This window comes from Mucilaginibacter sp. A3364 (assembly GCF_059690715.1).
Genome location: NZ_JCAWED010000004.1, coordinates 60,537 through 82,137, shown reverse-complemented (window position 1 = coordinate 82,137; position 21,601 = coordinate 60,537). Strand labels below are relative to the sequence as shown.

The 21,601-nt window shown below is 45.2% G+C and carries 17 protein-coding genes; 7 read left to right on the top strand and 10 right to left on the bottom strand.

All coding sequences use genetic code 11. From position 1 onward, the window contains the following. The gene (locus AC59JT_RS20040; protein ID WP_497402502.1) at nt 1–1,512 is read right to left on the bottom strand and encodes a CotH kinase family protein; all 1,512 of its coding nucleotides are present in this window, start codon (nt 1,510–1,512) and stop codon (nt 1–3) included. Between the two features lie 309 nt (nt 1,513–1,821). On the opposite strand from AC59JT_RS20040, the gene crtID reads away from it, so the two are divergent. From crtID to AC59JT_RS20015, 5 genes are read left to right on the top strand one after another with little or no spacing between them, the layout of a single operon-like run. Continuing rightward, on the top strand, nt 1,822–3,324 hold the full coding sequence (crtID, locus tag AC59JT_RS20035; RefSeq protein WP_497402500.1) for a bifunctional phytoene desaturase/3,4-desaturase: 1,503 nt from the start codon (nt 1,822–1,824) through the stop codon (nt 3,322–3,324). After that, complete coding sequence (locus AC59JT_RS20030; protein WP_497402498.1) at nt 3,308–4,144, top strand: phytoene/squalene synthase family protein; 837 nt, start codon at nt 3,308–3,310, stop codon at nt 4,142–4,144. The genes crtID and AC59JT_RS20030 overlap by 17 nt, the downstream gene beginning before the upstream one ends. Nucleotides 4,145–4,169: 25 nt before the next feature. Next, entirely contained in the window at nt 4,170–4,694 is a 525-nt protein-coding gene (gene idi, locus AC59JT_RS20025; protein WP_497402496.1) for an isopentenyl-diphosphate Delta-isomerase, read from the top strand. Between the two features lie 6 nt (nt 4,695–4,700). Continuing rightward, entirely contained in the window at nt 4,701–5,162 is a 462-nt protein-coding gene (locus AC59JT_RS20020) for a sterol desaturase family protein (RefSeq protein WP_497402494.1), read from the top strand. Nucleotides 5,163–5,166: 4 nt separating this feature from the next. Then, nucleotides 5,167–5,859, top strand: coding sequence for a lycopene cyclase domain-containing protein (locus AC59JT_RS20015; RefSeq protein ID WP_497402492.1), 693 nt, complete (start codon nt 5,167–5,169; stop codon nt 5,857–5,859). A gap of 370 nt (nt 5,860–6,229) precedes the next feature. Here AC59JT_RS20015 and AC59JT_RS20010 read toward each other — a convergent pair whose 3' ends face one another. The 9 genes from AC59JT_RS20010 to AC59JT_RS19970 form a co-directional block, all read right to left on the bottom strand. Then, entirely contained in the window at nt 6,230–7,948 is a 1,719-nt protein-coding gene (locus AC59JT_RS20010) for a PQQ-dependent sugar dehydrogenase (protein WP_497402490.1), read from the bottom strand. A gap of 86 nt (nt 7,949–8,034) precedes the next feature. Beyond that, complete coding sequence (locus tag AC59JT_RS20005) at nt 8,035–8,856, bottom strand: hypothetical protein (protein WP_497402488.1); 822 nt, start codon at nt 8,854–8,856, stop codon at nt 8,035–8,037. A gap of 136 nt (nt 8,857–8,992) precedes the next feature. After that, a complete protein-coding gene (locus AC59JT_RS20000; protein WP_497402486.1) occupies nt 8,993–9,181 on the bottom strand; it encodes a YtxH domain-containing protein in 189 nt (62 codons plus the stop codon). A 117-nt stretch (nt 9,182–9,298) separates the two neighbouring features. Next, nucleotides 9,299–9,538 (bottom strand): hypothetical protein, encoded by a 240-nt coding sequence (locus AC59JT_RS19995; RefSeq protein ID WP_497402484.1) that lies wholly within the window; start codon nt 9,536–9,538, stop codon nt 9,299–9,301. A 36-nt stretch (nt 9,539–9,574) separates the two neighbouring features. Continuing rightward, the gene (locus tag AC59JT_RS19990; protein ID WP_497402482.1) at nt 9,575–11,086 is read right to left on the bottom strand and encodes a sulfatase family protein; all 1,512 of its coding nucleotides are present in this window, start codon (nt 11,084–11,086) and stop codon (nt 9,575–9,577) included. Between the two features lie 114 nt (nt 11,087–11,200). Beyond that, nucleotides 11,201–12,568, bottom strand: coding sequence for a sulfatase family protein (locus tag AC59JT_RS19985; RefSeq protein ID WP_497402480.1), 1,368 nt, complete (start codon nt 12,566–12,568; stop codon nt 11,201–11,203). 18 nt (nt 12,569–12,586) lie between these two features. Beyond that, complete coding sequence (locus AC59JT_RS19980; protein ID WP_497402478.1) at nt 12,587–14,098, bottom strand: sulfatase family protein; 1,512 nt, start codon at nt 14,096–14,098, stop codon at nt 12,587–12,589. Nucleotides 14,099–14,165: 67 nt separating this feature from the next. Next, nucleotides 14,166–14,933 carry a response regulator transcription factor gene (locus AC59JT_RS19975; protein WP_497402476.1) on the bottom strand — a complete coding sequence of 256 codons (768 nt, stop codon included), beginning with the start codon at nt 14,931–14,933 and terminating at the stop codon, nt 14,166–14,168. A gap of 1 nt (nt 14,934) precedes the next feature. Beyond that, entirely contained in the window at nt 14,935–18,123 is a 3,189-nt protein-coding gene (locus tag AC59JT_RS19970; RefSeq protein WP_497402474.1) for a ligand-binding sensor domain-containing protein, read from the bottom strand. A 351-nt stretch (nt 18,124–18,474) separates the two neighbouring features. Between AC59JT_RS19970 and AC59JT_RS19965 the strand changes: the two genes are divergently transcribed. After that, entirely contained in the window at nt 18,475–19,848 is a 1,374-nt protein-coding gene (locus AC59JT_RS19965; protein ID WP_497402472.1) for a sulfatase-like hydrolase/transferase, read from the top strand. 11 nt (nt 19,849–19,859) lie between these two features. Next, nucleotides 19,860–21,593, top strand: coding sequence for an arylsulfatase (locus tag AC59JT_RS19960; protein WP_497402470.1), 1,734 nt, complete (start codon nt 19,860–19,862; stop codon nt 21,591–21,593). The last annotated feature ends 8 nt before the right edge of the window (nt 21,594–21,601 follow it).

Genomic DNA, 21,601 nt, shown 5'->3' with positions numbered 1-21,601 from the left:
TTAATAGCCGCCAATGTTAGCATCCATCCACGCTACGCGCTGTTGCAGAAAGTTTTTCATGTATTCCACCTCTTTATCGTAGGTACCCAACACCACTTTGTTAGGGAACACGTATTGATCAAGTATAGGCCAGCGTTTAAAGTTTGCGGCCGCCGATAGTTTTAAGTATGCCTGCAGGTTATCAATATCTGTAAACATTTGTTGTACTTCTTTGGTGCGCACAGCAGCCCATTTATTACGCCATTTAAGGTTCCAGGCATTATCCTGCGCCAGGCGAATCATCCACAAACCGTTGCGGCTGTACCATTGATCGGGGCTGCCGGATACCGAGTAATCGCAATTACCCAGGCTGATGTCAAAATCCCATACAGGGCCCATGCCAAGTTTGCCATTCCTGTCTTTATAATAAAATATACTGCTAAAATCCCACGAGTCCTGGTTCTTTACGGTTTCCTGTACCAGATACCAACGCATAAACGAGTCGGGGTCGATGTATTTGGCGTAGCCGTTGTCGGGGTCGTTCCAGTTAGCGGCGTAAAGTGCGTCTTCGGTTTTTTGTATATAGTCTTTAATGTAGGCAAACTGCGCCGGGGTTATTTCTTCGGGCTCTTTAATAATGAAGGGAATATTTTTGCTTGTTGTGCGCCAGTTATAGGTACCATCCAATCTAAAATCAAGTTCAACCAGGTAGCCGCCTGTAATGGTGCTTGCAGATTCGTCGGTGGCTTTCATCTCGGTTATGTTTACCCGGTTTTCGTGTATTTCAACCTGGCTTGTAAGCAGGTAGTTGCCAATATATTCGCCGTTCATCACCACCTCAACAAAACGGCTCTGTGGTGCAAAATCCGATCCTACCCTGCGGGCCAGCTCAAAAGCGATCTTGGTACGCATCAGGGTTTTATCGTTATAATTAGCCAACAGCACCCAGTTTTTGGCGCTCGGCATACCCAGCATGGCGGCTTTGTTATTAAACTTTAACCGGTAAGGTTTTTTAGGATAATTTGACCAGGTAGAATTACCGCGTCCCTTAATCTGCAACGGGATATTGTTTACCGCCTGCTCAACCTCCAGGTTTGGATCAACCACTACGCTACCCGTTACATATACATCTTTTGATACCACCGGGCCGCTGGTTGTTAAATACATTATAGGTATGCCTGTAAACGATTTAAGTTTAATAACGTAGTTTTTTACGCTCCCCTTCGGCGATGTTACGGTAAGCGTAACCGCTTTACTATAATCAGCAATGGTACTGCCGCTGGTTTGCAAGGTATCGCTCACTTTTATGGTACTGCCTGCGGTTTTTGGTGTAAAAGTTAAAGCCAGCTTTTTAACGGCCTTTAAATCAGGAAGTATAGCGGTAATGGTATCATTAACAAAGCCACAGGTAATATCAGCGCTTATCTTACCCGTGTTCTTCGAGGCTTCTATTTTAACAGCGGTTAGCGCTGCAACATCTTCCCCTGTAACGGGGGGTGGCGGTTCGGGGTTATTAATCACCGGGTTCTTCATACAACCATACATTGTAATAACCAGAGCGGTGATCGATATTAATAATTTATTACGCATTAACAGGGGTTTGCAATTAAACGCAAATCTAACTATTTAATTACTAACCAAATACCTTAAATTTTATTTAGCGTACTTACCGTATATATCTCGTGGTTATTCCTGAAGGTTTTAACTCAAATATTTTATCCAAAACAGGGCCCGCTTATACTTGTATTACACAAGCAAACATTGCAACACAAAAGCAACATTAGCCTGTATAAACCCCTATATGGCGCTTAATTAAGCTATATTTGGCGCTACCATAAAAAAATGACGACATCTACCCATATAGCAATTATAGGTTCGGGCTTTGCCGGTTTAAGCGCTGCTGCTTACCTGGCTAAGGCCGGGTACAGGGTTGATGTGTATGAAAAGAATGCCGATATCGGTGGTCGTGCAAGGCAACTGGCCACGCCCGAAGGTTACATTTTTGATATGGGCCCAAGCTGGTATTGGATGCCCGAGGTGTTCGAGAAATTCTTTAACGACTTCGGCCACCAAACCACCGATTTTTACCAACTGCAGCAGCTTGACCCGGGCTTTACCATGGTGTTTGATCAGGATGATGTGGTGGATATCCCTGCAGATTTTGAAGCGCTTTGCAGGCTGTTTGAATCTATAGAACCCGGCAGCGCCGCACAACTTAAAAAATTTTTAAGCGAAGCCGAATTTAAATACAAAACCGGCATGGACCGACTGGTGTACAAACCCGGTCTTTCGCTGCTGGAGTTTGCGGACATGGACCTGATCAAAGGCATGTTTAAACTGCAGGTGTTTACCTCCTTCAGCAAGCATGTAAAAAAGTTTTTCAAGCACCCAAAGCTCGTCACCTTGATGGAGTTCCCGGTGTTGTTTTTGGGGGCGATGCCCGAGGATACTCCCGCGCTTTACAGCCTGATGAACTACGCCGGCCTAAAGCTGGGCACCTGGTATCCCGAAGGTGGTTTTGGCCAGGTAATAAATGGCATGAAAGCCGTGGCCAAAGAACAAGGCGTGCTATTTCATACCGATGAGGCGGTTACGGAACTCCCCGTTTCAAACCAGGTTATCAGCCAGGTAAAAACTACCAAACGCACCCATTCATACGACGGCGTAATCGGCGCCGCCGATTATCACCATATAGAAAGTAAACTGCTTGATGCTAAAAATCGTAATTATACAGAGCAGTACTGGGATAAGCGCGTTATGGCACCATCAAGTTTGATATTTTATTTAGGGGTAGATGTTAAAATGGACAGATTGAAGCATCATACCTTGTTTTTTGATGCAGATCTTAAGCTGCATGCTCAGGAGATCTACAAGCAGCCACAATGGCCGACTGATCCTTTGTTTTACGTATGCTGCCCATCTAAAACCGATAGCTATGTAGCGCCGCCCGGTCACGAAAATTTGTTTATATTGATGCCACTTGCGCCGGGCATTACAGATAGCGATGAATTGCGCGAGGAATATTATAAAAAGATAATTAAGAGACTGGAGGAGTACACAGGTAGGCCCATAAGCAAACATATTAATTACAAAAAAAGTTATTGTATTAAGGATTTTAAAAGCGACTACAACTCGTACAAGGGTAATGCCTATGGCCTTGCCAACACGCTGATGCAAACCGCCAACTTAAAACCCAGTATACGTAACAAACAAATTAACAACCTATTTTACGCCGGGCAGCTTACGGTGCCCGGGCCAGGGGTGCCACCATCCATCATATCGGGCAAGGTAGCAGCGCAGCAAATGATAAAATATATCAACCAAACGCATGAAACAAAAATTTGATCTGCTATCGGCAGCGTGCAGCAAGGCCACCACAAGGCTTTACAGTACCAGTTTTTCGCTGGGCATCAGGTTTTTGGGGAAGGAATTGCGCGCGCCTATTTATGCCATTTACGGCTTTGTACGTTTGGCCGATGAGATAGTAGACAGCTTTCACGATTATCAAAAAGCCCAGCTGCTGGCCGAATTCCGCCAGGATTGCTTTGAAGCTATTGATCGTGGTATAAGCCTGAACCCGGTGCTTAATTCTTTCCAATCGGCCGTTAACTATTACGGCATTAAGCACGAGCTGATAGACCAGTTTCTGCAAAGCATGGAAATGGATCTGCACCAGCAAACCTATACGCCCGAAACTTACGATACTTACATACTGGGTTCGGCGCAGGTGGTGGGCCTAATGTGCTTACAGGTTTTTACCGGGGGCGATAATGCGGAATATGAGCGTTTGAAAGACTCGGCCATGAAACTGGGCTCAGCATTTCAAAAGGTGAATTTTCTGCGCGATGTTAAGGCCGATTACGAGGACCTTGAGCGTACCTATTTCCCGGGTGTTAACATGGCGTCATTTTCTTTGCAGGATAAGCTGGAAATTGAGAATGATATACGCCGCGAGTTTAAAGAAGCGTTAATAGGTATCAGGCAATTGCCGGCCTCCTCGCGCAAAGGGGTTTACCTGGCCTACGTGTATTACCAGGAACTCTTCCGCAAAATAACCCGGGTAAGCGCACAAAAAGTGTTAACCCAACGTATAAGGGTATCCAACAGCCATAAATGCTGGCTGATGGTAGATTCATTGGTAAAATATAAAATGAACGCGATATAACATCGCCATAAATAGAAAACGAAAATTGAGAGAGAGCGTAATGCTGGTTGATGCCGGTGGAAAAGGTATTGGGACAATGGATAAAATGGCAGCCCATGTAGCGGGCAGGCTGCATCGTGCATTTTCTGTGTTTATATTTAATAGTAAAGGGCAGTTGTTACTACAACAACGCGCTTTGGATAAGTACCACTCGGGCGGCGAGTGGACCAATACCTGCTGCAGTCACCCACGGCTGGGCGAACCTGTTTTAGATGCCGCTAACCGCCGTTTACAAGAAGAAATGGGTATGAGTGGCGACCTGACAGAACTGTTTCATTTCACCTACGAACATAAGTTTGATAACGGCCTTACGGAGCACGAGTATGATCATGTGTTTATTGGCATAAGCGATGAAGCCCCGGTACCCAACCCCGCCGAGGTTGCCGCTACCCGTTATATGGATATTGAAAAGCTGAGCGAGGACCTGATAGCCAACCCCAAAAAGTATACCGCATGGCTTAAAATATGCTTTGATAAAGTAAAAGAACATTATTACCAGCACGCCCATTAAATTAATATGAGCCAATGGATAACCTACATAGCCATTACTTTGGGTGCTTTTTTAAGCATGGAGGGCGTGGCGTGGTTTACCCACAAATACATTATGCACGGCCTGTTTTGGACTTTGCACCGCGATCATCACCATAAGGAGCACGAGGGCTTTTTTGAGCGGAATGATTTCTTCTTCCTCATCTTCGCCATACCCGGCATTATTTGCTTAATGTTCGGCACCTTTTATCATCAGCCGGTTTATACCAGTATTGGCGTGGGCATTACGCTGTACGGTGCCTGTTACTTTTTTGTGCACGATATTTTTATTCACCAGCGCTTTAAGGCCTTGCGTAATACCAATTCGGCTTATCTTAAAGGCATCCGAAGGGCACATAAGGTACACCACAAACACCTGGGCAAAGAGCACGGCGAGTGTTTTGGTATGCTTTGGGTTCCGTTTAAATATTTCCGGGAAAGCAAATCTTAAACAAATGCATCACACCTACTTGCTTATTAACCTGCTGGCCGTGCTGGTGCCCATCCTGGCATCGTTTCATCCGGGTATTAAGTTTTATAAGGGTTGGGGGGCGCTTGCTGTCGCGATGCTGGTATCGTGCGCTGTATTTTTACCATGGGACATGTATTTTACCCATCTTAAAGTATGGGGATTTAACCCACGCTACCTGATGGGCTATAACCTGGGCAACCTGCCTGTTGAAGAGGTATTGTTTTTTATCTGCATCCCCTACTGTTGCGTATTTACATTTGCCTGCCTTAACCCGCTTATTAAAGTTAAACTGGCGGAAAATAAAGTAAAGAATATTACGCTGGCGCTGATAGGAATTTCGGTGGTGATGGCAGTATTTTTTCACGACAGGCTATACACCTCCTTCGCTTTCGCGTTTTTAACCATCATACTCTGCGTAGCGCAATTTATGCTGAAGGTTAAATGGATGCTTAATTTCTACATCATCTACGGCATATTGCTTATCCCTTTCCTCGTAGTAAACGGCCTGCTCACCGGCACCGGGCTGGATGAACCTGTAGTTTGGTATAACAATAATCACAACTTGGATATCCGCATATTAACTATACCTGTTGAAGATGTATTTTATGGGATGGGGTTGATATTGTTGAATACGGTGGTGTATATGAGGGTGAGGGGAGTGAGTGCTAAGTCTTGAGTCAAGAGTGCATAGCATTTTATTGATTTGTCATCTCGACCAACGGGAGAGATCTATACACAAGCTAATCTGACGTCAGCATGTGTATAGATTTCTCGCTATCGCTCGAAATGACAGCGGGAAAAATGCTACCAGACGCCTTAGTCAAAGTTCATAACACGGGCAAATAGGGTGCGCCACTTTTAAACCCTGTCAATTCACCACAAAAACAAACACCTCATTATCAATTACTTAAAAAAACAAGAAAGTGCGCCGCATTGCGCCGCTTTTTTAAGCAAATATTTAAATATCAGCTATTTATAAAAAACAGGTGCGCCATCTGCGCCACTTTAAAAGTGGCGCACCCTACCCATTGAAATGTCTGTATGCTTTACTCACACCCTACTAATACCCACATCTTACCATCAACTTTAGTATAAATATACAGTTCGTTATCTTCGCCCTTACCAAAACGCATATCGGCTTTAGCATTTTTCACTTGTGCATTGAAAGTTGATGGTATGCCGTTTAGCTGCACATCAAATTCTTTAATAACTGCCTGTCTACCTAATTGCAGATCCGCAGCTTCCACATAAAACACCCGCCCCTTTACAATATCTCCAAAAATGTATTTGCCTTTAAGCGCGGGGATGCTACCTACATAAAAAAAGCCGGCCGAAATGGCGTTACCTTCATCATGGTCATACTCGGCAACGGGTTGGGTGTAGCGTGTATCATTAGCGGGCAGGGCATAAACCTTGTTCATTTTGCCTTTATAGTTGAGCAGGAAAGTACCTTCGCGGGCAGGCCAGCCATAGTCAAGGCCGGGTTTGCCTATGTTGAGTTCTTCAATATTGTTCAAGCCTATCTCCGATATCAGCATACGGCCATCTGCCGCCCACTCTATCCGGTTAGGGTTTCTAAAACCGCGGCAGTAAACCTCGCCCAGGGTTTTAGCGTCGGCATCTTTGGCCCAGGGGTTTGAGGGAGGTATGCCGTATTTCCCGTTGGCGCTGTTTCTTCCGGCCGGATCAATACGTAGCACGCTGCTGCGTATTTGCGTATTGGTGTTGCATAAAAACGCGAAGTTATACTCGGCGCTGCCACCGTCGCCAATCCCCAGGTATAGCATACCATAATCGGCACTGCCGGGTTTTGATAGTGGGTTAAACGTGAGCTGCTGCATGCCATGCATAGGCGTTGGCATATTAATGCGCAGCATCTCCCTGCCGGTACCTTCAAATTTTTCATCGGCCGGGTTAAACTTCCATTCGGTTACTACCCATTGCAGGGCTACGGGTAACGAGTCGGCATATAAAAAATCTGCCGGTGCCGAACCTTTCTTTTCGGTATGGGTGGTGTAGAATAAGCCGTTCTTATTAAAATCGGGATGGAAGGCGTAGCTACCCAAGCCGCTTGCATGCCCCGGTTCGTTCAAAAAGTTAGGGCGATGCGCTATGAGGTTAAATACTTCATTAAAAGTTTTGCCTTTTAACTCGTACAGTTTGCCGCGCATGTCATTAATAAAAGTGCGGGTACCGTTGGGGCCTTTTAAAACCGTCATTTGGTTTATGCGGGCTACCGGATTTTTGGCACCGGTTGGCGGCGCGGTGGCAAATTCTACCAGTTTAATAGTAAGACCGCCTTTAACAATTTTGGCCGGCAGCGGGTCGTTAATTATCGGGCCAAGACCGGCCGTGTTTTCGGCCACAACTTGTTTTTTGTGGGTATTGATAAAAGCCAGTATAGCCCCAATATCAGCCTGCGTAAGATGCGGATGAGCCGGCATAGGCACCTTATACTCGGCAAATAAAGCTACAGCGCGCTTATTGCCGCTTTTAATAAGCTGTTGCGAATTGCTGATGAACTGCTTTAAATACGTAGCCGAAACTTCACCTGTAACGCCCGCCAGATTAGGGCCTATGCCACGCTGCGCAAAACCATGACAAGCCATACAGTTTTGCTGAAACAAGGCTTCGCCTTTGGCAATAGTGGGCTTATCTGTCGGGTAAGTACTTTTGGCTGTTTGGGCCAATGCCGGCGCAAATAAAAATATCCCCGCCAGGGTAAAACCTAACAATGAGGTCAGGCTGTTTTTAACAACATTCATAACAAAGGGTGCAATTGGGTATTGACGGGCTAATATAGGATTTTTGAGTTAGGAGTTGCTACTTATCAATCTAAACAATCAACCCGCTACTTACAACTCACCTTTTCATTTATCTCGCGCACTATGCCATCAAGCTTGTGTGTGGTGGCGGTCATGTAGTCTATCACTTTTATATTCTCCTCGTCGCAAGTATTTTCACGATCAAACAGTTGCGCCAGGCCCAGCAGCACCGCTATCTGTGCCCGCACTTTGTGCGATTGCATCCAGGCTATTTCAACAAGGGTTTTGTTTTGCCGCGTTACCTTGTCAATTTGATTGCGTATTACATAAATGGCCAGAATAATTACCCCCGATGTGGAAATAATAAGCACCATAAGCCAATAATGTAAACGCACCAGCATACGGTCGGCAGCCTGTACGTTGCTGATGGATTGCCGGGAGAGCCGGGCTATCTTGCCATTTAAAAAATTTTGAATGGTGATAATATTCTGGATATGCCGTTCGCGCTCTTCATACAGTTCGGGGTCATCGGTGCCGGGGTTGCTTAGCCACTCTTCTTCCTGGTATATCTGGCTGGCCAGGTGGTTGAGTTGGGCACGCTCGGTTTTACTCACCAGCTTTTTGAGCTTGTACATATCCATGCGTATCTCCCAAAGGCCCTTGCCATAGGTGTTGAGATAAGTTAGTGAAGGGCTATTTTTATAGGTGGATATATAGATAATGGCGTCCTTAAAATCGGCTGATACCTTTTCATACCCGCTGATGATATTGCCCGTACTTATCACTGCCTGGTTTGATTGGCAAAGCGTTTCGTAGGTTTTTTGGGTAAGCACAAACAGCAGCGCCATAAAAATAGTAACGGCAGTGCCCAAAACCACACGGGTAGTACCAGCTAAACTTCTTTTCATACGCGCAAGCCACTGTAAATGGCGTGTTGCCTTGGTGCCATTGTAATTATATCGGGTAACTAATATAATTACAGGTGCATTTACAGTGACTTGTTCGTTTTGTTCATTTTAGGCAGGTGGGATGTAGTAAAACGTACTACGATATCTTGTCCTTAACCACCTGTACGGCCTCCTGCAAGGCATAGTTCTTGGCGCGCTCTACAAAGTCCGACGGGTCATCCAGTAACTCGTCCAGTAACGATACGCCGTTCTCGTTTTTTTTGTTCAGGTAATAAATGCCGTAGGCAACGCCCATCCCCAATAAAAATCCTTTAATTAAGCTCATGGTATAGTTTTTTGTTTGTTAAAACCTAACAAGTACAATGCCATTAAAGCCATAAAAAAGCCCGCTGCAAATAATTTGCAGCGGGCCAATGCTTTATTAGGTAAAAATTAAATTACATTAATGGGTAGCAGGCGCTTTTTCCTTTTTTAACACCTTGGCACCGGCAGCGGCAAACCTATCCGGTATGCCCGATTCACAGCACATTGATGATTTTTTCGACTTAGCTACAACTACTTTTTTAGCAGCCGGAGCTTTTTTGTCAGTTTTACTAGCGGCCTTTTTATCATCTATGGTAAATGCTACCGCGCCAATGGCTAGTAGTAAAGCTGTAAATTTTATGATAGTATTTTTTTTCATAACGTTGTTTTATTTAACGCCCTTGTTGTAAAGTTATTACTTACGAGGCACATTTACACTATAGCCCTGGCTTTTTTGTTGCTCAAGCAGGTTCTTTAACTCTTTAACCACTTCAGGGTATTTGGTGTACAGGTTAGTGGTTTCGCGTTCGTCTTTCTCCATATCATATAACTGGCCGGGGGCATTATCGTTGGGGTCTTTGGCGCTCCAGCCGCCGCTGCCCTCGCCGTCAATAAACTTCCATTTGCCCCGGCGTATGGCAAACATGCCGTCGTTTGAGTGGTGGATGATGCTTGGCCTAACCACATTGCCTTTACCACTTACCAGCGGCCAAAAGTTGTAGCTATCGGGCCCGGCACCTGCGGGTAATGGTTGATTGGTAATGGCCGATAAAGTAGCCATCATATCAACCAATGAAATAACCTCGTTGCTGCGTTTGCCCGCCGGGATATTTTTAGGCCAGCGCATAATAAGCGGTATGTGGTGTCCCCCATCCCATATATCTGATTTTTCGCCTTTAAAAATATAGTTGGAGCTATGTTTCGGGAACTCTTCCTTATCCGCTTTCTTCCAGGTAGCACCATTGTCTGATGCGAATATGATGATGGTATTATCCGCCAGTTTCAAGCTATCTAAACAGTGCAGTACGCGGCCAACGGCATCATCAGTATGCATCACAAAATCGCCATATAAGCCAACACCCGACTTATTTTTAAATTTACCCGCAGGGATCCACGGTGTATGCGGAGCAGTTAGTGCCAGGTACAAGTAAAAAGGTTGCGCAGGTTTTTTGCTGGCGCTGATAATATAATCGCGGGCATGGGTGGTAAAATTGTCCAGCGTTTGCTCTATTTTAAAATCTTTAGCCATGTGGCCTTTCCGCCAAAATACCCCCCTGCTGGTTCTTACGTCCGCTATAGTATCCCAGGACAGATCGGTCGGTCTGCCATTCTCCAGATAAATATAGGGCGACATATCCAACGATGCAGGCAGTACATAGCTGTAATCAAAAGCATGGGTATTTGGCCCATTAAGTAATGGTAATTTAAAATCAATATTGCTGATATCCGCTCCCGCGGGATTTGGTTTAATGGCTGGCTTTGAGGGGTCGATAGGTTTCCAGTCTATCCCCAAATGCCATTTGCCTATCACCGCGGTTTGGTAACCCGCGTTTTTCAGCATCTGTTGGATAGTGAAACGGTCAGGCTCCATTAACGCCGGCGAATAACCGTTCAGCGTCCCTTTTTGCAACGTGGTACGGAAAGCATAGCGGCCGGTCATGATACCATAACGCGATGGCGTACATACCGCCGACGCCGAATGCGCGCCGGTAAATATCGTCCCGCCATCGGCCAGTTTAGTAATGTTGGGGGTTTCTATCTGGGCGTTGGGATTAAACTTTTTCAAGTCGCCGTAACCAAGATCATCCGCCAGTATAAAAACAATATTGGGCTGCTTTTTTTGAGCCTGCGCCCGGCACACGGCTGCCGGGGCAATGCCCAATAACACAGCACCTATAAAAGCACTTATATATAAGTTTCTTTTCATCGTCAATAATATCATACAGGTAATGCCGCTTATCTACAATTGGTTGCAATTACAAATAAACAAAGGCGGGCCCAATTAGTCAAATCAATATTTAGCCGATTTGTCTCAACCCACTTATTTCTGGTCAGACACTTCGCTTATCCAGGCCTGGTATTGTTGTTTTAATTTTTGTACAATGTCCGGGTGTTTGGCGGCTTCGTTGGTGTGCTCGGTGCTGTCGCTCTTCATGTTAACCAGTAATAAGCCATCGGCGTCCAGGTCGGCAGGTTTTGATTGCAGTGGATTGTGCAATAGCTTCCAGTCGCCATCTCGTACAGCCCATTGCGGGTTGGCTTTTTGCCCGCCGCTTTGCCAGTAAAATACCGGGTGCGGAGTTGGCGCAATAGCCGAATTGATTACCGGCACCAGGCTCTTACCATCTAACTTACGCTCGGGTAATTTAATGCCGCAGTACTCGGCCAGGGTTGGGTACCAGTCAATATTGGCGGCCACCTGCGTGCGCACCTGATTTTGTGGTATACGTTTAGGCCAGCTGATAATTGCAGGTACACGTACACCGCCTTCAAACAAACTAAACTTTGAGCCGCGCAATTTACCTGCAGAACCACCGCCACCAAACGTGCGGTCCTCTTCCGAAAAACCCTGATCTGATTGGAAAACAATGATGGTATTTTCTGTCAGTCCGTTTGCGTCCAGTTGTTTAAACAGTTCACCTATCTTCTCATCCATGGTTGAAATAAACGCGGCGTACATATTACGCGGCGCAGGCAGGTTTTTATAATACTTTAACCATTTTTCGGCGCCTTGCAGCGGGTAGTGTGGTATGTTAATGGCCCAATACATAAAGAAAGGGTTGTTTTTGTTTTGCTTGAAGAAGTTACCCGCTTCGCTCACCATCATATCCGGGAAGAATTTGCCTGGGCGATATATCTCTTTACCGTTTTGCCAAAGGTCATGACGGTTAGGGCCTTCCCAATAAAAGAAGTGCGAATAGTTATCAATACATCCGCCCATAAAACCAAATGAATAATCAAAACCCTGCGCATTAGGCATAGTTTCGGGCGTATAGCCTACGTGCCATTTGCCCACGTGCGCGGTTTTATATCCGCCAGATTTAAATAATTCGCCCATCGTAAACTGATCGCCAGACATGCCGTCTACCCCTTCTTTTGATGAGGCCATGTTAGGCAAACCCGCGCGCTGCGGATACCTGCCGGTTAGCACCGATGCTCTTGACGGCGAACATATCGGCGACGCCGAATAAAACTGCGTAAAGCGCACACCACGACGGGCCAGCCTATCAAGGTTAGGCGTTACCAGGTCTTTAGCGCCGTAAATGTTCAGGTCCATAGCTCCCTGATCATCCGAATAAATAACGATGACATTAGGTTTACCGCTGGCTTTTTTTACCTGCGCTAAAGTTGCCGGCGCATAGCAGCAAGCGGCCAGTACAATTATTCTACTTAAATACTTATTCATCATATTGTTTAGTTTATCAATTTAAAATTTTCCTTTGGCAGATGCGATTATATTCCTGTTTCCATCCGTCCAGTTATCACGATACCAGCTTAGCGGCTTAAACTCGTCATTCAAAGACCGCATCCTGGCCTGCATTTTTTGTTTTAAGCTTTTATAAACGTGCTGGTACGCGGCATCGTTAATTACATTTTTTGTTTGCAGCGGGTCTTTCTGATTATCAAACAGCAGTTCGCTGCCATCGCGCAGGTAGCGGGCGTAGGTATAACGCTTATCGCGCACGGCGCGCCATTCAAAACCGTCCTGCCATAAATAAGTATGGCCCATGCCCTGCAAAAAGGCGTAATCCGGTTGCTGTGCGCCGGGCTTGCCTAAACAAAGATTGCTTAGATCGCTGCCTTCTACCGTTTTGGGGACAGGCAATTTCGTAAGCCCGAGTAAGGTTGGCATAATATCGGGCGTGTTTAACAGCGCGTCGGTTTTTGAGCCTGCCGGGATATGTTGCGGCCATCGTATTAAAAACGGAACACGTGCGGCGCTTTCATAAAACGTCAGTTTAAAAACGCGCCCGTTCTCGCCAAACATCTCCCCATGGTCGGTAGTAAATACGATGATGGTGTTGTTGGCCAGCTGTTCATCGTCAAGCGCTTTTAGCAGGTTGCCCATGTTATCATCTAAGCTAGCTATCATGGCGTAATAAACGCGCATCATTTCGGGCAGGTTTACCTTCCAGTTAGCCAGCCATTGCTGTTTATCGGTATTCCTGTCCATGTACTGGTCTGGCACATCCTGCCAGGTTGCAGGTAGCTTAAAATCAACATTTTTAAACTTGTCGTAATACTTTGCAGGCACGTTCTCTTTCACCCATGGGTCATGCGGAACACCTACAGATAAAAACAGGGCAAAAGGCTTTTTATCATTTTTATGGCGCTTTACATAATCAATAGCCATATCAAACTGGGCCTCGGGCTCGTAATCTTTTTTATATTTTAATGGCGTAGGGGTATCGGCATAATAAACACTGTTAAAGTTGTTATGATGAAAATTGTAGGCGTTCCATTCGCCGTTAAAGCCCATTCGGTACGGGCCCGGGGGCGTATACTCGGTTTCGGCACCGTTATGTTTGCCTGCCTGGTTGCTCCATAAATGCCATTTGCCAATATAGCCGGTATTGTAGTTGTGTGCCGTCAACACATTTGCTATAGTTGTTTGGTTAGGGTTTAGCCTGATCTCGTTAGTAACCATACCCGTGCTCGACGAATACTTACCTGTTATTAACGCAGCCCGGTAAGGCGCGCAAACCGGCGTTGCCGATACGGCCTGGCTAAAATTCATGGCCGTTGCAGCAAAGCGATCGATGTTTGGGGTGATGGCTTTGGTGTTACCCGTATAACCCAGGGCGTTGTACCGCAACTGATCGGCCATTATATAAATTATGTTCGGCTGAGCCGGGGCTTGTTGTACCGGCTTACTGTTGCCCATAAAAGCGTAAACAGTTACAATTAAACACAATGTAATGCCGGCAATTTTTTTCATTAGTAATAGGTATAACTCGTTTGCTTAAGTAGGTTTACTATGCCCATGGTAGTAGGCATGTTGGTTTTTATTTTTGCTTTTCCAGCGAAGCGGCGTACCCCGAAGGAGACAAGCCAAAGTGCCTTTGAAAGTTTCGGCCAAATACGCTTTGCGAACTGTAGCCTACCATACGCGCTATTTCAAACAAGGTAAATTCGTTCTGGGCGATTAACTCTGCCGCTTTTTTAAGGCGGGTAATATCTATCAATTCTTTAGGCGTTAACGATGATAGCGATTTTATTTTGCGATAGAAGGTGGGCCTGCTCATGTGCACATGGCTGGCCAGTTTATCAATATCCAACCCCGGGTCTTTCAAATTTTTATTGATATACTCATCCAGCTTTTTAAGAAAAGTCTCGTCTGTTTTTGACGGAGCCATAATACGCACATCCTCAAACGGCGAATTGGCAAAGTGGTCTTTTATTTTGCGACGATTTTTAAGCAGGTTTGCTATTTGCAGTTGTAAAAACTCAGGCGAAAAAGGTTTTTGAATATAGGCATCGGCGCCTGCTTCCAGGCCTTCTATCTGAGCCATAAAAGTGTTTTTAGCTGTAAGCAGTATTACCGGTATATGGCAATATTCTACTTTTGATTTGATCAGGTTACAAAGTTCATAACCATCCATACCAGGCATCATAATATCGCTTATTATGATGTTTACCATATTGTTATCTAAAATCTCAAGGGCCTTACCGGCACTTAGCGCCAGGTGAAGTGTATAGCTATCGCTTAACACCTCTGATAAAAACTCCAGGATATCTTCGTTATCGTCGATAATTAAAATACTGTCGCTCATGCTATTTTAAATTTTTCCACCCCCCAAGTTTAAATTCAAATTTTTGATGCACAGGTAAAGTTAGCTCAAATACAATTGCGTCATCGTTTACCTGGCTTAATACCAACGCCCCATTGTGTAATTCGGATAATGACTTGGCCAGCGAAAGGCCGATGCCCGTGCCCTGTTTCTCGTTAGATCGCAGCCTGAAAAACGGTTCAAATATCTGGTCGCGGTATTCCTCGGGTATTGCACGGCCATCGTTACTAAATTTTATACTGAAAGTGCCATCGCCTGCATTAAAACTTGCAACACTTACCAACACTTTACTTTCGCCATATTTAATGGCGTTTGATATTAGATTAGTGCATATTTTATTAAAAGCTTCTCTATCCACATAAGCTGTTACCTGGTTTTTGGGCAACTGTAACGTTAAGCTGATGCCCGCTTTCTGTGCTTCGGGAATAAAAAGCTCCACCTGTTCTTTAAGTAGGCCGTTAATATTAACCTTTACAAAATTAAGTCCAAACTGATCCATCTCTGTCTTCCTGAAATCAAGCAGTTGCGTAGTTAACTTCAACAAACGATTAGCATGTTTATCTATCATTTGCAGGCTTTTTTTAACAGCCGGTACTTCATCGACCTTTTTCATTACCTGCTCTACCGGGCCTATAATTAAGGTTAACGGGGTTTGTATTTCATGCGCTATGTTGGTAAAAAACTCAATTTTAGCCTCGTATATCTCCTTTTGCTTTTCCTGCTCAAAACGCCTTAATTTTTCGCGGTTCTTTTGTTCAAGATGTTGGTTGTATGCCCTTACCAATAAGTAAACCACCAGCATGGCCAGCAAAAAATAAATAAAGTAAGCTACTTTTGTTTTCCAAAACGGCGGCAACACTTGTATAAATAATTTACGCTCGTGTCCCGCCCAATCGCCAACGTTGCTTTCGGCCTTTACTACAAACGTATAATTACCGGCAGACAGGTCAGTAAAATATGCTTTTCTATTCGTGTTTAAATAAGTCCAGTCCTTATCCAATCCCCTCATGAAATACCTGTAACGTGTTACATTGGGCGATGAATAACCCAACGCGGCAAACTCAATGCTGAAGTTGGACTGATCATAGCGCAACGTTATAGTATCTGTATATAGTATTGATTTTTTTAGGGGGGATTTTTTACCGCCTGGAACAATTTCCTTATTATCAACCTGGAAGCCCGTAAAATAGGTTGGTGGTGGTATCACCTTTTTGCCAAACCGCGAAGGATCAAATGCTATCAAGCCTCTAACCGAGCCAAAGTACATTTTGCCGTTCTTATCCTTAAAGGCCGAGTTATAGTTAAACTGGTCGGTTATCAACCCGTTCGATCGGGTGTAAACCTTGCTTCTTCCGGTTTTCAGATCAAAGCAGATCAGCCCCTTTAACGAGCTTATCCACAATTGTTGTTTATTGTCCTCTAAAATGCGGAACAGGTAATTACTGGGCAGGCCATTACGGGTAGTAAATTTTTCGATGGTTTTACGGTCGGCACCAAGCCTTACAAGCCCTCCCCCTTCGGTAGCAAACCATAGGTTGTGGTTACTATCCTCGTGTATCCCTTGTATCATATACTCAAACATCGGCTTCGCTTTACTGGTTTGATTAAAGCGCAGATTGCCCTGCAGCCCTGTTTTAGGATTATAGTAAAACGCGCCGCGTTCAAAACTCCCGGTCCATATGGTGCCTTCATGATCTTCCAGTATGGCATAAACAAACGAGCTTAGCGGCATTTGGTTAACCTTGATGAATGATTTTGTACCCGTATCAAACTTAAAAAGGCCTGCACCGGCACCTGTTGTACCCACCAGTATAGTTTTATCACGGGTTTGGTACACGCTCATTACAAAATCGTTTATGGCTGTATCCTTGTCGCCTATTCGTTTAAACCTGTCGGTGATACGCCCTGTCCGGGTATCCATTATTTCCAAACCGTGTTGAAAAGGCCCGATAAATAACCGGTTGCCGATGGCCTTCATGCCATGAATATTTGGATAGGATATGCTTGACGGCTTGCCATCTGTAGTGTAGTTGGTAAACTGCCCCGTTTGCGGATCAAGCTTATTAATGCCGGCATCTTCGGTACCTATCCATATATTGCCTTTATCGTCGCCACTTATTTCGCGTACTGCAGTACCTGATAGTGAATTAACACCCTGTAATGGGAAATACTTTTCAAACCGGGCGTTTGTGGTTGAGTAATAGTTTATCCCCCCAAAATAGGTACCTACCCATAACCCTCCTTGCCTGTCTTTACATATTGTGTAGGCCGAATTATCGGCAATAGAATAGTTATCGCCGGTACGTTTTCTTAAATTTTTACTGGTGTGGTTGCGCAGGTTGTAAATGTAAACACCCGATTCGGTGGCTATCCAATATTCATCGTTACCATTATGTAAAATGTCGCGTACGTATATTTCGGTGTTGTCGGCATTTCTTTCAAGTAAAGAGGTAATTGCCCCTGTTTTTATGTTGTAGCTTTTTAAGCCATGCTTGGCCGTACCTACCAGCAATTCATCCCCGCCGGTAACAAACAACTTACTAATGTTGCGTCCATTCACCAATCCGCGGGCAACAATTAGTTGTATGCTTTTTAGCTGGTGATAATTTTTATTAAACTGCCTGATTAAACCTGTACCATCGGCAACCCAAAAATTACCCTCCTTGTCAAAATCAATGCAGGTGGCCCTGATATTGGTATTAATTAATTTGTTGTGTGCCTGATCAAGGATGTGTACCCGCGTCCGGCTGATAAACCAAAGGTTGTTGTTCCTATCGACATTAATTTGACTAACGGCCAGGTTATGGGGCCTGCTTATCTCAACAAACTGCTCGCGATAAGGGTTGTATTTAAAAAGGCCGCGGCCGGTACCTACCCATATCATACCTTTATGGTCTTCGGCTATACTTAAAATAATATTGTCGCCAAGCGTACCAAAAGTGTTGCGCGGGTTTTTAAAAGATTTAAAGGTATAACCATCAAAGCGGTTAAGGCCGCCGCGGGTGCCTATCCACATCAGCCCCTTGCTATCCTGCATTATGGTTACTACTGAGTTGTGTGCCAAACCATCATCAGCCTGGTACCGTTTAAAGTAATAGTCCTGCGCAAAGCATAGCTGCGCCATTAGCAGTAAAACTGCCCCTATCAAATAAACTTTACTAACGAGGTTCATATTTGGTTACTCAAATATAGCACATAGGCTATAGCATATACGTGTAACATTTATGTGCCCGAATGCCTGCAGGCTAACATAAACCGTTAAACATAGATAATCAATATGATACAACATTACCTATACAGGAGATTGAGAAAAATCGACTAAAATTTGAGTAATTTTTTAGTCGCTCATTTTGTTAATTTGGTGCTGATTACCAATTATACATAACCCGGCATTGTGGCGCAGGCCACGATCCTGAAAAAAATATCTGTATTTTACAGATGCTGAGTAGTGCTTAAATTAGATAACTTAGTTTTGTACTACAATTTGGTTATTAATAAACCAACCAAACAAGGTTAACCACTTATGAGAAAATTTACCCTGGCACTAAGCCTTTGCTTAGTAGCAACACTGGCCGCTTCGGCACAAAAAACCACAGCTGCAAACAGTCGCCCAAACATTATTTTTATTTTGACTGATGATATGGGCTTTAGCGATATTGGCTGTTTCGGCGGAAAATTTACGCCTACACCTAATATTGACCGCCTTGCAAAAAGCGGCCGCATGTTTACGCAGTATTACAGCGCGGCACCAATTTGCTCGCCATCGCGTTGCGGTTTCCTGACGGGGATGAACCCGGGCAGGTGGAATTTTGCCACTTATCTTGACAATAAAAAGCATAACAAAAATGCAGAGCAGGCTGATTTCCTGGACCCATCGGCACCATCAATAGGCCGGTTCTTCAAAAATGCAGGCTATGCTACCGGTCACTTTGGTAAGTGGCATATGGGTGGCGGCCGCGATGTTAAAGATGCACCCGGCTTTGAAAAATACGGTTTTGACGAACATGCCAGCACCTACGAAAGCCCTGATCCTGATCCGCTGCTGACGGCTACCGACTGGATATGGAGCGATAAAGACAGCATTAAACGCTGGGATCGCAGTAAATATTTTGTCGACCGTACACTTGGTTTCCTTGAAAAACACAAGGGCCAGCCATGCTTTATCAACCTTTGGCCAGATGATGTGCACACCCCATGGGTACCTCGTAAAGAAGCCGAATACACTGGCCAATACCCGATGAACCCACAGGAGGAAGCAGCCTTTACTTTAGTGCTGAAAGAGTATGACAAGCAAATAGGCCATTTAATGGACGGACTAAAAAAACTGGGCCTTGATAAAAACACCATCGTTATTTTCACCAGCGATAACGGGCCGTTGCCAAGTTTTCGCGGTACAAGGGCTTTGGGGATGCGTGGTTCAAAACTATCATTATATGATGGTGGGACCCGCATGCCATTTATTATCAGTTGGCCGGGCCACATAGCTGCGGATACCAAAGACGAAACATCGGTTATCAGCGCCTTAGACCTAATGCCAAGCTTAACCAAAATTGCCGGTATAAGCCTACCTGCCAACTACAAAGGCGATGGTACCGACCGCAGTTCGGTGCTGTTAGGTAAACCTGCCGCCCGCGCAAAAGATATATTCTGGGAATACGGCCGCAATACTATTGCCTATGCCTACCCAAGGCCGGTTGATAAAAGCCCTAACCTGGCCGTACGCTCCGGCGACTGGAAACTATTGATGAACCATGATGGCAGCGATGTGCAGCTATACAATATTATTAAGGATAAAGCCGAAGCCACCAACGTGGCTGCCGAACAGCCTAAAATAACCACCGAACTAAAAGATAAACTGGCCGCCTGGTGGAAAACCCTGCCGCGGTTAACTAATTAATATACAAACAAATGAATTACAAAAAGTTATTCCTACCTGTACTGGCTTTGGCATCAGCAGCAGCTATTGTTGGTTTTAAAGGTCAGCCTAAGAAATCGGCTCCACAAGCTCCTGCCAAAAAGCCAAACATTATTGTAATAATGGCCGATGACATGGGCTTTTCAGACCTTGGCTGCTATGGCGGCGAGGTACAAACGCCTAATATTGATTATCTTGCTAACAACGGCATACGCTATAAACAATTTTATAACACCTCGCGCTGCTGCCCTACCCGCGCGGCGCTACTTACCGGCTTATACAATCACCAGGCCGGTATAGGTAAAATGACCGACGCTGAAGATACCCCGGGCTACTATGGCCACCTGGGCGATAACACCGTAACTATTGCCGAAGTGCTGAAAACCGCGGGCTACAACACCGCCATGAGTGGTAAATGGCACGTTTCAAATACCCAAGGCCGGGGTACGCCAAAAGAACAATTGGATTGGTTAAATCACCATACCGAGTTTCCTGAATTTTCGCCATTGAACCAGTATCCTACCGCGCGCGGTTTTGATAAATACTTTGGTACTATTTGGGGTGTGGTTGACTTTTTTGACCCATTCAGTTTGGTAAGCGGCACTACGCCTATTACCAAAGTGCCTAAAGATTACTATCACACTGATGCTATCAATGATACCGCGGTGGCTTATATTAAAGGCTATGCCAAATCATCAAAACCATTCTTTTTATATGTGGCCGAAAATGCCCCGCACTGGCCTTTACACGCCAAACCAAAGGACATAGCCAAATATAAGGACACCTACAAAGGCGGCTGGGATGCCATCCGCGAAGCGCGTTATGCACGCATGGTTAAAATGGGATTGATAGACCCTAAAACCACCAAACTATCAAAACGCCTTAATGATGACCTGAAATGGGAAAACAACCCGGATAAAGATTGGGATGCCAAAGCAATGGCTGTCCATGCTGCTATGATCGACTGCATGGACCAGGGTATAGGCCGCATTATTGCCGCGCTGAAAGCCACCAATCAACTGGACAATACGCTGATCCTGGTACTATCAGACAATGGCGCCAGTCCCGAAATCGCTGTTAACTACGGCCCGGGCTTTGACCGCCCTAACGAAACCCGTGATGGCCGCCCGATTAGCTACTCAAAAAACAAGGACGTGGACCCGGGACCCGAAACCGTTTACTCATCAATAGGCCCGCGTTGGGCTAACGTGGCCAATACGCCTTATGTGCACTCAAAATCTGATTCGCATGAGGGTGGTTTACATACGCCGATGATAGCGTTTTGGCCTAAGGGCATTACAGTTAAAAAGGGCGGCTTTAGCAACCAGGTTGGCCACGTGATGGACTTTATGGCTACTTTTACAGAACTGGCAGGCGGTAAATACCCTACCACTTACAAAGGCCGCACCATCAGCCCTACTACGGGGGTAAGTTTGGTACCATCGTTTAAGGGCAAGGTTGTTTTTGGTCATCAGGAATTGTTTAACGAACACTTTGGCGCGCGTTATGCACGCCAGGGCGATTGGAAAATTGTTTCGGAACCGGGACAGGCGGATACCACCTGGAAGCTGTACAACCTGGCCGTTGACCGCAGCGAAACCAATGACATTGCCGCCGAAAATCCTGACAAGGTAAAAACACTGGCCGGCCTATGGCGCAACTGGGCAAACACCCACAACGTACTGCCTAAACCTAAGCCACGCGGACGCCAGAATGTGGGCGGTTAAACGTAACA